11 protein-coding genes and 1 pseudogene are annotated in these 13545 nt (G+C 50.6%); 10 read left to right on the top strand and 2 right to left on the bottom strand.

Features of this window, described 5'->3' with window-relative positions:
- From NSQ22_RS13180 to NSQ22_RS13170, 3 genes and pseudogenes are all read left to right on the top strand, one after another.
- The gene (locus NSQ22_RS13180; protein ID WP_008879931.1) at window positions 1-468 is read left to right on the top strand and encodes a ComE operon protein 2; all 468 of its coding nucleotides are present in this window, start codon (window positions 1-3) and stop codon (window positions 466-468) included.
- The gene (locus NSQ22_RS13175) at window positions 465-2711 is read left to right on the top strand and encodes a DNA internalization-related competence protein ComEC/Rec2 (RefSeq protein WP_100660267.1); all 2247 of its coding nucleotides are present in this window, start codon (window positions 465-467) and stop codon (window positions 2709-2711) included. The genes NSQ22_RS13180 and NSQ22_RS13175 overlap by 4 nt, the downstream gene beginning before the upstream one ends.
- A gap of 167 nt (window positions 2712-2878) precedes the next feature.
- Window positions 2879-4362: pseudogene (locus NSQ22_RS13170) on the top strand (IS1182 family transposase).
- A gap of 8 nt (window positions 4363-4370) precedes the next feature.
- On the opposite strand, the gene NSQ22_RS13165 reads toward NSQ22_RS13170, so the two are convergent.
- Complete coding sequence (locus tag NSQ22_RS13165) at window positions 4371-4505, bottom strand: YqzM family protein (RefSeq protein WP_008879929.1); 135 nt, start codon at window positions 4503-4505, stop codon at window positions 4371-4373.
- A 283-nt stretch (window positions 4506-4788) separates the two neighbouring features.
- Here NSQ22_RS13165 and holA point away from each other — a divergent pair, with 283 nt between their 5' ends.
- A complete protein-coding gene (gene holA / locus NSQ22_RS13160; RefSeq protein ID WP_011887844.1) occupies window positions 4789-5808 on the top strand; it encodes a DNA polymerase III subunit delta in 1020 nt (339 codons plus the stop codon).
- Between the two features lie 134 nt (window positions 5809-5942).
- Here the strand turns inward: holA and rpsT are convergent, their stop codons facing one another.
- The gene (rpsT, locus tag NSQ22_RS13155; protein ID WP_008879927.1) at window positions 5943-6212 is read right to left on the bottom strand and encodes a 30S ribosomal protein S20; all 270 of its coding nucleotides are present in this window, start codon (window positions 6210-6212) and stop codon (window positions 5943-5945) included.
- Window positions 6213-6394: 182 nt separating this feature from the next.
- Here rpsT and gpr point away from each other — a divergent pair, with 182 nt between their 5' ends.
- The 6 genes from gpr (at window position 6395) to hrcA (ending at window position 13491) form a co-directional block, all read left to right on the top strand.
- Window positions 6395-7513, top strand: coding sequence for a GPR endopeptidase (gene gpr / locus NSQ22_RS13150; RefSeq protein ID WP_008879926.1), 1119 nt, complete (start codon window positions 6395-6397; stop codon window positions 7511-7513).
- 74 nt (window positions 7514-7587) lie between these two features.
- Window positions 7588-8787: a stage II sporulation protein P gene (locus tag NSQ22_RS13145; RefSeq protein ID WP_008879925.1), complete on the top strand. Its 1200-nt coding sequence runs from the start codon at window positions 7588-7590 to the stop codon at window positions 8785-8787.
- 13 nt (window positions 8788-8800) lie between these two features.
- Entirely contained in the window at window positions 8801-9139 is a 339-nt protein-coding gene (locus NSQ22_RS13140; RefSeq protein WP_008879924.1) for a DUF3679 domain-containing protein, read from the top strand.
- A gap of 151 nt (window positions 9140-9290) precedes the next feature.
- A complete protein-coding gene (gene lepA, locus NSQ22_RS13135; protein ID WP_008879923.1) occupies window positions 9291-11120 on the top strand; it encodes a translation elongation factor 4 in 1830 nt (609 codons plus the stop codon).
- A 113-nt stretch (window positions 11121-11233) separates the two neighbouring features.
- Window positions 11234-12373, top strand: a complete 1140-nt coding sequence (gene hemW, locus NSQ22_RS13130) for a radical SAM family heme chaperone HemW (protein ID WP_008879922.1) — start codon at window positions 11234-11236, stop codon at window positions 12371-12373.
- An 83-nt stretch (window positions 12374-12456) separates the two neighbouring features.
- Window positions 12457-13491: a heat-inducible transcriptional repressor HrcA gene (gene hrcA, locus NSQ22_RS13125; protein WP_008879921.1), complete on the top strand. Its 1035-nt coding sequence runs from the start codon at window positions 12457-12459 to the stop codon at window positions 13489-13491.
- Window positions 13492-13545 lie beyond the last annotated feature (54 nt).

Here is a 13545-nt window from a genome sequence, read left to right as displayed (position 1 = left end):
ATGGAACGAATGACATGGGACCAATATTTTATGGCGCAAAGCCATTTGTTGGCGCTGCGCAGCACGTGTACAAGGCTTGCGGTCGGGGCGACGATCGTGCGCGACAAACGCATTATCGCCGGTGGATATAACGGCTCGATCGCCGGTGGCGCCCATTGCATTGATGAAGGGTGCTACGTCATTGATGGCCATTGTGTGCGAACGATCCACGCGGAAATGAACGCGATTTTGCAATGCGCCAAGTTTGGCGTCCCGACGGAAGGCGCCGAGATGTATGTCACCCATTTTCCTTGCTTGCATTGCTGTAAGGCGATTATTCAAAGCGGCATTCGCGCTGTGTATTATGCGCAAGATTACAAAAACCATCCGTATGCCCTTGAACTGTTTGCCCAAGCCGGCGTCCGCCTCGTGCAAGTGCCGTTGAAGATGGATGTGTTTGCCCAACTTTCCGGCGGAGGGGAAACATGAAAGGGCAAGCCGTTTACATCGCCGTGGCGGCGCTCTTGGCCGCTGCGGCTGCCTCTTTGTCCAAACCTGCATTTTTCCTCCTTGTCGGCTATCTCCTTATCCTTTTCTTCCGCCGGAAGCATCTATTGGTGCCGGCTTTAGCTGCAGCCACCTTCTTTTTCGCCTATGTTCTCATCGTTGACCACCATAACAAAACGACTCTTTCTGGCGGCCGCCACACGTTTTTCATTCGCTTTTCCGCTCAGCCAACGATTGATGGCGACCGGCTGCAGGCTCCAGTCAAAGTGGGACGGGAACGGGTGCAGCTTCGTTATATGATTCGGACGCCGGCGGAAAAAGAGGCGCTGCAAACGCACCTTGTGCCCGGAACCGTTTGCCGCGTTGCAGGGACGCTTGAGCGTCCGATGCCATCAAGCAATCCGTACGCGTTTGACTACCGCCGTTATTTACGTCTCCATCGCATCCACTGGCTGTTTTTCCCCGAGGAGATCGATCTTTCTGCCTGCGCACGCGACCGCCCGACCATGATCGAGCAGCTTGTTTCACTTCGCGAAGCGGGCGTTCGCCGCATAGAAGATCATCTTCCGCCGGAAGCAGCCGGCATTGCCGCTGCCCTGATTTATGGGGAACGCCGTCAGCTCGATGATTCGGTGCTTGATGGCTATCAACAGCTTGGGCTCATCCATCTGTTGGCGATTTCTGGCGGCCATGTCACCTTGCTTGTCAGCGCAGTATTTGCCATAGCCATCCGTTTGATGACGCGCGAGGCGGCTGTGCTAACTTTAATGGCCGCGCTGCCTGTTTACGCGGTGCTTGCGGGCGCCTCACCGCCGGTGTTGCGCGCTTGTATGACGGGAATGATTGTGCTTGCTGTCGGATGGAAAAAAGGGACGATCCATCCGCTTGACGCATTAAGTTGGACTGCGCTCGCGCTTTTCGCCTTTGATCCATACATGTTGTGGGATGTTGGCTTTCAGCTGTCGTTTGCGGTGACGTTTGTTCTCCTTGTTCATTTTCCGGCGCTCGCCGCCCGTTCGATGATCGGGCGGCTGTTCGAAACAGCGCTTGCCGCTCAGCTCGCCGCGTTGCCGATTTTGCTTTATCATTTTTATGAATTTTCCATTTGGAGTGTCGGGCTCAATGTCTTGTTTGTCCCTTTGTACTCATTTGTCATCTTGCCGTTGGCGTTTGTTGTTGCTGCCCTTCCTTTCCCTCCGCTCGTTTGGTTGTTTAGCTGCCTCATTGAACTCACAAACAACGTTGTCCGTTTTTTCTCCGTTGATCACCCATTGACGATTGTGCTCGGGCGTCCCGAGCCATGGTGCTTAGCTGTTTATGTCGCAGCGGTCGTCGTTGCGTTGTTGCTTTGGGAACGTGGACAGCTGTTTCGTGGGTTGGCGGCGGTGGCCATGGCGATGGTGCTTCAGCTTGTCAGTCCGTACGTTGATCCGAAAGGGGAGGTGACGGTGTTAGATGTGGGCCAAGGCGACTGCCTCTACATTGAGCTCCCTCACCGGAAAGCCATTTACCTTATCGACACCGGCGGAACGCCGAAAATAAAGGGAGAACGATGGCGCGAGCGAAAACGGCCGTTTTCGGTGGGCCGCGATGTCGTTGTCCCGTTTTTAAAAGCGCAAGGGGTAAGGACGATCGACAAGCTCATTCTCACGCATGATGACGCTGACCATATCGGGGCGGCTCCTGAGGTGCTAAAAGCGGTGCGCGTCAAAGAAATCATCACAAGCCCAAAAGCGTTGCCGGCCATTCAGGCGATGGCGCGCCCGTTTTCCGTACCGGTTGCCGCTGCGTCGCAAGGGAAACGGTGGGAGGAAGACGGCATGACATTTGCCGTGATTCACCCGGAAGTGGGCAATCAGGACGACAATAACGGCTCGCTCGTTTTGTTCACCCGTCTTGGCGGCTTGACGTGGCTGTTTGCCGGGGACATTGAGAAGGAAGCGGAACAGGCGCTCATTGGCATATATCCGCATTTGCGCGCCGATGTGCTAAAAGTTGCCCACCATGGCAGTAAAACATCGACAACAGAGATGTTTTTGCAGGCGGTGAAACCGCGGGTGGCCATTATTTCTGTCGGCCGCTCCAACCGTTACGGCCATCCGTCTCCGGATGTGCTGGCACGTCTGAAGCAACAGGGGGCGGTCATTTGGCGGACAGATGAAAATGGCGCCATTCGTTATCTTTACGATAGAACAAGCGGAACCTTTCAAGTGATGAAACCATAGTATATAGTGCGTAAAAAAAGTGGAACCTTTCGGTCGATCAAACCATAGCATATCATACAAAAAGAAAAAAGGATTGCTTATGTAAGCAATCCTTTCAGCTTGTCGACAAAGTCGACAAGCTGTTTTATTATGAAGGTAAGACGAGGGAGAAATGGAGGAAAGGAACGATGCTTCGGCCACACCAAGAAGATGGGCGCTATACCGAAACCACGGTGAAACTGGATGATCTGGTTCCAGAGGATCACTTGGTAAGAAAGCTGGATGCGGCCATTGATTTTTCTTTTATCTATGATGTGGTGAAAGATCTCTACTCTCCTGATCATGGACGTCCGAGCATTGATCCAGTGATGTTGTTTAAAATGTATTTGATTCAGTATGTATTTGGGATTCGCTCCATGCGTGAAACCGTCGAACAAATCCGAACCAACGTCGCCTACCGTTGGTTTTTAGGACTTAGTCTTCATGATCCCGTTCCTCATCACTCGACGCCAAGTAAAAACTATGCGCGTCGTTTCGCTGGAACGGATGTATTCCATCAAATTTTTTCACGGATTTTAAAAGAAGCCTTTGAACACGGATTGGTAGATTCGAGTGTCTTGTACGTAGACTCCACTCATGTCAAAGCAAGCGCCAATAAAAAGAAGTTTACAACGGAAATGGCAGAAGTCGAAGCCAAAGCCTACCAACAGGAACTCGAAAAAGAAATCGAACGGGATCGGATCGCTCATGGAAAATCGCCGTTGCCATCTGAGAAAAAAAAAAACGGGAAGTAAAAGTAAGCAAAACGGATCCGGAGAGCGGACTGTTGGTGAAAAATGAACGGGAGCGAGTGTTTGCCTATTCGTATCATACAGCTTGTGATCGCAACGGATGGATTCTACAGACCTACGTGACGGCAGCCAACGTCCATGACAGTCAAGCGTTTTTTGTGCTGTTCGAACGAGTGAAACGGGAAATCCAATCATGTCCGGAAGCCGTGTGTGTAGACGCAGGATATAAAACTCCTGCCATTGCCAAGTATTTACTCGAACAAGGGGTAAAGCCGATTTGGCCGTACACTCGCCCGAAAACAAAAGATGGATTCTTTCGGAAATCAGATTTTGTGTATGACGAATATTTTGATTGTTATCTATGCCCCAATGATCAAGTTCTATCTTACTCTACTACGAATCGGGAAGGGTACCGGGAATACAAATCGGACCCGGCGGTGTGCCGAAGCTGTCCGTATCTTCATCAGTGCACGCAAAGCAAGAGCTACACCAAAGTAGTCACTCGCCACGTATGGCAGGACTACTATGAAGAAGCAGAGCATTTGCGGTATGTTCCGGAATACCGGGAACTCTATGCCCTCCGAAAAGAGACGATTGAACGGGATTTCGCCGATATGAAAGAGAAGCATGGTCTGCGCTGGACGCATTACCGGGGATTGGAAAAAAATGAGGCGCAGGCGATGCTTGTTTGTGCTGCCATGAATTTAAAAAAACTGGCGAATTACCTATGGAAGGCGAAGCACCGCCCTTTCTTTTCCTTTGCATGGCTTCCCATCCTACCCACTTTTTTTGAAAACATAGTCTATTTATGGAACAAAATGGGTTTCAGACATTCGTCTGAAACCCATTTTGTCAACAGTCTGAAAGGATTGCTTATGTAAGCAATCCTTTACCGGCCGAAAAATTCGATCAGCGTCGCGATGATGAACATCGTCGCGAAAAAGCCGAACGATACGATAAAACCGACGGCGGAATCGACGGCGTCATTCCGTTTGCTTTGCACTTCCTTTTCAAATACGTTCATCGTTTTCCCCCTCCTCGTGCAATCATTTTTAGTATAGACGAAAACAATAAAAAAATCTACCGCCGCTTGTCCATTTTCCTTCCTTGACAACAGTTGACACAAATACTTTCAAACGGCCGGGAAAACATAAAAATAACCCGCTGGCCAGTAAGGTCCTAGGACTTATTGGTCGGCGTTTATATAAAGGGGAACCGGTTTTCTCGACAGCCGGTTCCCTTGTAAAATGGCGAAAAACGGTGTATCTTTCTAGCAGGGAATCTTGCTAGAGAATGGAGAAGGGAACATGCTGGAACGCGTATGGGGAAACATCGAAAAACAGCGGTTTTCTCCCCTTTATTTATTATATGGCAGCGAGTCATTTTTATTACAGGAAACGTACGAGCGATTAGTGAAGGCGGCGCTTGGGGAGGAAGAACACGAATGGAACTTAGCGGTGTACGACTGCGAGGAAACGCCGGTACAAGCGGCGCTTGAAGAGGCGGAAACGGTGCCGTTTTTCGGGGAACGGCGCGTCATTCTTATTAAACATCCGTATTTTTTTACAGCCGAAAAAGACAAGGAGATCGAGCACGATTTGGCGAAGCTTGAGGCGTACTTCAAAGCGCCGGCACCGTTTTCGATCGTCGTCTTTTTCGCACCGTATGACAAGCTCGATGAGCGAAAAAAAATCACAAAACTCGCCAAAGAACATAGCGAAGTCGTTGTCGCCGCCTCGCTCGCTGAAGGGGAGTTGCGCGCTTGGGTGCGGCGACGGATCGAGAGCCAAGGAGCGCAAATTAGCGACGAAGCGATTGATGCACTCTTGCGGCGAGCTGGAACGCAGCTGGCCGCATTGGCGAACGAAATCAATAAGCTAGCCTTGTTTGCCGGGCCGGGTGGAACGGTGGAGGCAGAGGCAGTCGAGCAGCTTGTCGCCCGCACACCGGAAGAAAATGTGTTCGCTCTTGTCGAGCAAGTAGCGAAGCGCAACATTCCCGCGGCGTTGCAGACATTTTATGATTTGCTGGAAAACAATGAAGAACCGATCAAAATTTTGGCGTTGCTCGCCGGCCATTTTCGTCTGTTGGCGCAAGTGAAGTGGCTCGCTCAAGCGGGCTATGGACAGACACAAATCGCCTCAGCGCTGAAAGTACACCCGTTTCGCGTCAAGCTCGCCCTTGGTCAAGCAGCTCGTTTTTCTGAGCAGGAGCTGGCCAAGGCGATTGACGAACTTGCCGCTGCGGATTACGAAGTGAAAAGCGGAGCGATGGATCGCCGTTTGGCGGTGGAGCTGTTGCTTATGCGGTGGGGCGGTCGGCAATAAAAAAAGCCAGCGCCCTTCACTGTGCGCTCAATAAGCAAAGCTTGTTTTCTCTTGGATGACATGGACTAACTAGCGAGGCTTCATTCATTTCATTAAGGAAGCAAAAAAACGACCTGGCGCCAGGTCGTTTTTCATTAGGAAGCTTGGATGCTGTTTAATTTTTTCGCTAAGCGCGATTTTTGCCGGCTAGCGGCATTTTTATGGATAAGGCCTTTGCTTGCGGCTTTGTCTAATTTTTTCGAAGCGATAATGAACGCTTCTTGCGCTTTTTCCACGTCTTTCAATTCAACGAGCGCTTCAAATTTTTTGATCGCCGTGCGCATAGCCGATTTCATCGAGGCGTTGTGAGCCCGACGTTTTTCGCTCGTTTTCGCGCGTTTGATCGCCGATTTAATGTTAGCCACGTCCGTTCACCTCCATTACCGTTCCTATTCTCGCTGTGAACAACAGGAAGAACAAATGTTATTCTATCAAACGTGTTTTGATTATGCAAGAGGATTCAAGCGAAAATCCTTTACGAAACATGAATGATCGAGTCCTATTGCGGCGACAATAAAAGAAAACGGCATGAACGAGGAGGAACGATATGGAACAGCCGCTCGATTTACGCATGTACTCGGTGCGCACCGACTTGGCGATCGAAGCTCATGAGATCGCGGTCGAGGAGCGCTTGCAGCAAAAAAGAGAAAGCGCGTCGCCGATTGAGGGAGTCATCATTCACGATCAAGAGATCGATGGCGTCAAGTTGTCGCATGTACACGTGACGGAGCAAGGATCGGCGTCAATTGGGAAAAAGCCAGGCCATTATTTGACGATCGAAGCGCAAGGCATCCGTGAACAAAACACAGAATTGCAACAAAAAGTGCAGCGCATTTTTTCCGAGCAACTGAGCGCTTTTTTCAAGCAGCTTCGCATTCCAGATGGAGCGAGCTGCCTTATCGTTGGGCTCGGCAACCAAAACGTCACCCCTGACGCGCTCGGGCCGTTGACGGTTGAAAACGTGCTCGTCACTCGCCATTTGTTTCAATTGCAGCCGGAAAGCGTTGAAGAAGGATTTCGACCGGTCAGCGCCATTGCGCCGGGAGTGATGGGGACAACCGGTATTGAAACGAGCGATATTATCCATGGCGTCGTTCAGAAAACGAAGCCGGACTTTGTCATTGTCATCGACGCGTTGGCGGCTCGCTCGATCGAACGTGTCAACGCGACGATTCAAATTTCTGACACCGGCATTCACCCTGGTTCCGGAGTCGGCAACAAGCGGAAAGAACTGAGCTATGAGACGCTTGGCATCCCGGTCATTTCGATCGGCGTTCCGACGGTTGTTGATGCCGTCTCGATTACAAGCGATACGATTGACTTCATTTTAAAACATTTCGGTCGTGAGATGCGCGAAGGTCAGCGGCCGTCAAGCGCTCTCGCTCCGGCTGGCTGGACGTTTGGACGCAAAAAGAAGTTGACGGAACAAGATATGCCGTCGCAGCAAGAGAGGTCGGCGTTTCTTGGCATGGTCGGCACGCTTGATGATGAAGAAAAGCGGCGTCTCATTTACGAAGTGCTCGCTCCGCTTGGTCATAACTTAATGGTGACGCCAAAGGAGGTCGATTCGTTCATCGGCGATATGGCGAATTTATTGGCCAGTGGCTTAAACGCGGCGCTGCACCGGCAAGTTGATCAAAGCAATACAGGCTCTTACACCCATTAGGCAAAAAACGGTTCTATCTTTTCCGGCTTGGCCATACGTTAAAGTGAGAGGACAAGCCGGGAAAGGGTGAGAATATGAAACGAAGGCGCTCCCCAAACGTCGTGATCACTGTTCCAGGAGCCAGTTTAAAAAAATTGTTTATGCTCGTCATACTTGGATGCATGATGATGTTTATGCTCGTCGGAGCGCTTACGTCGCTGCGTCCGGAATACCGCCCATCTTCATCATCGCTTAACGATATGGCGGCCCATTTTCCGGAAGAAACGTTCATTCGTTTGTTCGGGCTTGAAAACCGTTATTTTACTCAGCTGTTGCCGAAAGAGCGACAACAGACGAATTACTCGTCGCTATTGTTCCGCTTAGCGACAAGCATCAACCCCGATGATCCTCGCAGTCTGCTCGGTAGCGAGCTGCCGGGCTTTGCCTTGTATGACAGCAAAATTTTGATCGCCGGCGAAGGAACAGATTATACGAACATTCCATACGAATCGGCACCTCCGCTTGAGGTGATGCTCGCCGAGCGGCAAGCCTCGGTTGAGGAGCTGCAGCAAGCGGAGCAAAACCAAGATAAAAAGCCGCTTCCGCCGCCGGCGCAGACGACCGGAGGGAGAAAAGTCGTCTATATTTATCATACACATACGCGTGAGTCGTATTTGCCGGCCTTAAAAGGCGTGACCGATCCGGATTTAGCATTTCATCGCAACGTAAACGTTACAAAAGTCGGAGAAAAATTAATGGAAGAATTAGAGAAGCGGGGGATTGGCGCGCAAGTTAACAAAACCGATATTGAAGCGGAACTGTTGAAAAAAGGGATGAAATACGGCCAAGCGTACAATATGTCGCGGCAAACGGTCGTCGCGGCGATGAAGCAAAACCGTGATTTACAATATTTCATCGATATTCATCGCGATGCACACCGACGACAACATACAACGACGACGATCAATGGCGTTGATTATGCGCGTGTGGCGTTTATTGTTGGCGGTGAGAACGCGGAATATGAGAAAAACTTGCAGCTGGCGACAGAGCTTCACCATTTGCTGCAAAAAAAATATCCGGGATTAAGCCGTGGAGTCATTAAGAAGCAAGGGGCGGGAACGGACGGAAAGTTTAATCAAGATTTGTCCGAGAACGCGATTTTAGTTGAATTTGGCGGTGTCGACAATACGTTTGCTGAACTGTTCCGTTCGGCAGCTGCTTTTGCTGATGTGTTCAGCGAATATTATTGGCAGGCGGAAAAAGTCGAAGCACCGGTTCCGGCAGAGGAAAAGTAAAGGGGCGTCTTGTATGGTCAAATGGTTCATTCGGTTTAGCATAGCGCTGTTTCTTCTTTTTTTCGGTGTGCTGTTTGGCATGCAACAGGCGCATCACGGCATGGAACGGATGCGCGGCTATGCCGATCCGTCGTTTCCTTCCGTCATCCAGATCGAGAAAAACGGAAACGGAGAGCTTGAGGCGGCGGTGTTCGGGCAGACAGTGGCAGCGAGCGATTTGCAGGAAAAGAAGGAAACGATTCAGGAACTAAAAACGTTTAACCTCTTCTCTGAACTCGGCCGGCAGTTGGCTGATGCAGCCACAGCGTTCATGGAAACGTTGCTTTCGCTCATCGGCCGTGCGTTTGATTAGCCGGTTTCCCGGTTTCCAGACAGCTGAAAAAGATATCCGTCCCGCCAAGTCTGGCGGTTTTTTTGTTTTTGTCTTGGTCATTGAATCTTCTTCGCACTGTTGCTATAATCAAAGCTAGTGTAGTTTTGCGAAGAAGCAGGAGTGAGAGACAATGAACCGGGAAGAACGGTTGAAACGGCAGGAACGGATTCGCAACTTTTCGATTATCGCTCACATTGACCACGGAAAATCGACGCTTGCGGACCGCATTTTAGAAAAAACAGGTGCGCTGTCGGAGCGCGAGTTGCGCGAGCAGACGCTCGATATGATGGAGCTCGAGCGCGAGCGCGGCATCACGATCAAATTGAATGCGGTCCAGTTGACATATAAAGCGAAAAACGGGGAAGAGTATATTTTCCATTTGATCGATACGCCGGGCCACGTCGATTTTACGTATGAAGTGTCGCGCAGCTTGGCTGCTTGCGAAGGAGCGATCTTAGTCGTCGATGCGGCGCAAGGCATTGAAGCGCAGACGCTCGCAAACGTGTATTTGGCCATTGACAACAATTTAGAAATTTTACCAGTCATTAATAAAATCGATTTGCCAAGCGCCGAGCCGGAGCGTGTCCGCCAAGAAATCGAAGACGTCATTGGCCTCGATGCCTCTGAAGCGGTGCTCGCCTCCGCGAAAGTCGGCATCGGCGTCGAGGACATTTTAGAACAAATCGTGGAAAAAATTCCTGCTCCGTCAGGCGATCCGGACGCGCCGTTGAAGGCGCTCATTTTTGATTCACTTTATGACCCGTACCGCGGCGTTGTCGCCTACGTCCGTATCGTCGATGGAACGGTTAAGCCGGGCCAGCGCATTAAAATGATGTCGACCGGCAAAGAGTTTGAAGTGACCGAAGTCGGCGTGTTTACACCAAAACCAAAAGTTGTCGACGAACTGATGGTCGGTGATGTCGGCTATTTAACTGCGTCGATCAAAAACGTACAAGATACGCGCGTCGGCGATACGATTACCGATGCCGAACGGCCGGCTGCTGAGCCACTCCCTGGCTACCGGAAGCTCAATCCGATGGTGTTTTGCGGCATGTACCCGATCGACACGGCGCGCTACAACGACTTGCGCGAAGCGTTAGAAAAGCTGCAGCTCAACGATGCGGCGCTTCACTTTGAACCGGAAACGTCGCAGGCGCTCGGGTTTGGCTTTCGTTGCGGGTTTCTCGGCTTGCTTCATATGGAGATTATCCAAGAGCGGATTGAACGTGAATTTCATATCGATTTAATTACAACGGCGCCGAGCGTTGTCTACAAAGTATATTTAACGGACGGAACGGAAGTCGATGTCGACAACCCGACGAACATGCCGGATCCGCAAAAAATCGACCGCATCGAAGAGCCGTATGTAAAAGCGACGATTATGGTGCCGAACGACTACGTCGGACCGGTGATGGAGCTGTGCCAAGGAAAGCGTGGCACGTTCGTTGACATGCAATATTTAGATGAAAAGCGGGTCATGTTGATTTACGATATTCCGCTGTCGGAAATCGTGTATGACTTTTTCGATGCGTTAAAGTCGAACACGAAAGGGTATGCGTCGTTTGACTATGAATTGATCGGTTACCGGCCGTCCAATCTTGTCAAAATGGATATTTTGTTGAATGGCGAAAAAATTGACGCTTTATCGTTTATTGTTCACCGCGATTCGGCTTATGAGCGCGGCAAAGTGATCGTCGAGAAGCTGAAAGATTTAATTCCACGCCAACAGTTTGAAGTGCCTGTGCAGGCGGCGATCGGCAATAAGATCATCGCCCGTTCGACGATCAAGGCGCTGCGTAAAAACGTGCTCGCCAAATGTTACGGCGGCGACGTGTCGCGGAAACGGAAACTGCTTGAGAAACAAAAAGAAGGAAAGAAACGGATGAAACAAATCGGTTCGGTCGAAGTGCCGCAGGAAGCGTTTATGGCTGTCTTGAAAATCGACGACCAGAAAAAATAATGAGCAGGGCTGTCTCCTTCGGGGATGGCCTTGTTTCTTTCTTACGATGCGATGTCGGCAAAAAGATGAAGGTGCCATGCACCGTTGCGCCGGCAGCCGAAAGGAGGAGAGCCATGGCAACATCGGCATATTTTCACATCCCATTTTGCGCTCATATTTGTCACTATTGCGACTTTAACAAAGTGTTTGCGGCAGGCCAGCCGATTGACGACTACTTGCAGGCGATGGACAAGGAAATGGAATGGACAGCGGCCGAGTTCGGCAGTCAGCTTAAGACGCTGTTTATCGGAGGAGGCACGCCGACGGTGCTGGAGCCGGTGCAGCTTGGCCGTCTGCTAGAGAGCATTCATAAACATTTTCAGTTTCACCCGCAAACGGCCGAATTTACGGTCGAGGCTAATCCGGATGGGCTGACGAAAGAAAAACTCGCCATTTTGCGCGATGCTGGAGTGAATCGGTTGAGCATCGGGGTGCAGGCGTTTGATGATGAGCTCCTTCAAGCGATCGGCCGTACGCATCGGCGCGGTGATGCCGAGCGGGCGGTGGCGATGGCAAGGGAAGCCGGTTTTGAAAATATCAGTCTCGATCTTATGTATGGCTTGCCGGGACAGACACTCGAGCAGTTTCTCGCCGATTTGGAAACAGCGTTTTCGCTTCATGTACCACATCTTTCCGCCTACTCACTTATTATCGAGCCAAAGACGATTTTTTACAACGAATGGCGGAACGGTCGGCTTCGCCTTCCAGGCGAAGAAGCGGAAGCGGTGATGTATGAAGCGGCGATGGAACGAACCGTAGCTCATGGCTATCAGCAATATGAAATTAGCAACTACGCGTTCCCAGGGTTTGAAAGCCAGCATAATTTGGTCTACTGGAACAACGAAGAGTATTACGGCATCGGTGCCGGGGCGCACAGCTATATCGATGGAGTGCGGCGTGCCAATATCGGTCCGATCCGCCACTACATCGAGAAAGTGGAACGCGGCGAATGGCCGCATCGCGACGTGCACCGTCTGACCTTCCGTGAACAGATGGAGGAGGAGATGTTTTTAGGGTTGCGCAAGACAGAAGGCGTATCGAAAGCACGCTTTCGGCAAAAGTTTGGCCGTGAGATGAGCGACATGTTTGGCGAGGCAATCCGCCGTGAAATCGAAAACGGGCGCCTCGAGGAGACGGCGACTCATGTCCGCTTGACAAAACGCGGCAAGCTGCTTGGCAATGAAGTGTTTGCTGCCTTCCTCGGAGAAATGTAAAGATTGACATTTACCGGGCGATTTGCTACCCTAATAGTAGATTTAGCACTCGAATTGTTTGAGTGCTAACAGAGGTGAGAAACGTGTTAACGGACCGCCAACTGTTGATTTTGCAGGTGATTATCGACGACTTCATTCGTTCCGGGCAGCCTGTCGGTTCGCGGACGTTATCGAAAAAGCACCAAATCTCGTTCAGTTCAGCGACGATTCGCAACGAAATGGCGGATTTGGAAGAGCTGGGCTATATTGAAAAAACGCACATTTCCTCGGGCCGTGTGCCATCGGAAAAAGGGTACCGCTACTACGTTGACCACTTATTGCCGCCGCAGCGGTTGACGAGGACGGATATCCAAAAAATCCGCTCCGTGTTCGCTGAACGTATCTACGAGCTCGAGAAATTGGTGCAAAAGTCGGCGCAAATTTTATCCGATTTGACGAATTATACGTCGATTGCCCTCGGTCCGGCGTTTAAGGAAAGCAAGCTGAAACGGATGCAGATCATTCCGCTCACTGAACAGACGGCTGTTGCCATTGTGGTGACGGATACCGGTCACGTCGAAAACCGGGTCATCACAGTCCCGACAACCGTCAATGCCGGCGATCTCGAAAAGATGGTCAATATTTTAAACGAGCGTTTGAATGGCGTTCCGCTTATCGATTTAAAAGAAAAAATCGAGACGGAAGTAGCCGACGTGCTGCGCCGGCATATTCGCAACTACGACAGTATACTCAATACACTGATCGACACGCTCGATATTCCTGAAGAGGAAAAAATGTTTTTTGCTGGAAAAACGAATATGTTTAACCAGCCAGAGTTTAGCGACATCCAAAAGGTGCGCCCGCTTTTGAACATTATCGAGCAAGAAAAGGACATTTACCGTTTGCTCCGCAAGCAAAGTCAAAAAGGGGTGCGAGTGTCGATCGGGCGGGAAAACGAGCTGAGCGGTATGGAAAACTGCAGTTTGATTACGGCTACGTATTCGATTGGCGATGAACCGTTCGGGACGATCGCTATTCTCGGTCCGACGCGCATGGAATATTCACGCGTCATTACCGTGTTAAACCGCGTTGCTACCGATTTGTCGGCTGCATTGACGAAATGGTATCAAAATCAGTAAGGATGGCCATATTGGTTAACGGATGGATGCGCGTCCATCCTTTCCTTGTGGCCA

Origin of the sequence: Geobacillus sp. FSL K6-3411, from assembly GCF_037965715.1 — a bacterium.
GTDB lineage: Bacteria > Bacillota > Bacilli > Bacillales > Anoxybacillaceae > Geobacillus > Geobacillus thermodenitrificans.
This window is presented reverse-complemented; position numbering and strand designations above follow the sequence as displayed.

What these genes read in the sequence shown, in the direction of transcription:
- NSQ22_RS13175 (WP_100660267.1), top strand. Translation starts at nt 465, where the DNA reads ATGAAAGGGCAAGCCGTTTACATCGCCGTGGCGGCGCTCTTGGCCGCT.
- NSQ22_RS13165 (WP_008879929.1), bottom strand. Translation starts at nt 4,505, where the DNA reads ATGAACGTATTTGAAAAGGAAGTGCAAAGCAAACGGAATGACGCCGTC.
- NSQ22_RS13180 (WP_008879931.1), top strand. Translation starts at nt 1, where the DNA reads ATGGAACGAATGACATGGGACCAATATTTTATGGCGCAAAGCCATTTG.
- lepA (WP_008879923.1), top strand. Translation starts at nt 9,291, where the DNA reads ATGAACCGGGAAGAACGGTTGAAACGGCAGGAACGGATTCGCAACTTT.
- hemW (WP_008879922.1), top strand. Translation starts at nt 11,234, where the DNA reads ATGGCAACATCGGCATATTTTCACATCCCATTTTGCGCTCATATTTGT.
- gpr (WP_008879926.1), top strand. Translation starts at nt 6,395, where the DNA reads ATGGAACAGCCGCTCGATTTACGCATGTACTCGGTGCGCACCGACTTG.
- NSQ22_RS13140 (WP_008879924.1), top strand. Translation starts at nt 8,801, where the DNA reads ATGGTCAAATGGTTCATTCGGTTTAGCATAGCGCTGTTTCTTCTTTTT.
- NSQ22_RS13145 (WP_008879925.1), top strand. Translation starts at nt 7,588, where the DNA reads ATGAAACGAAGGCGCTCCCCAAACGTCGTGATCACTGTTCCAGGAGCC.
- holA (WP_011887844.1), top strand. Translation starts at nt 4,789, where the DNA reads ATGCTGGAACGCGTATGGGGAAACATCGAAAAACAGCGGTTTTCTCCC.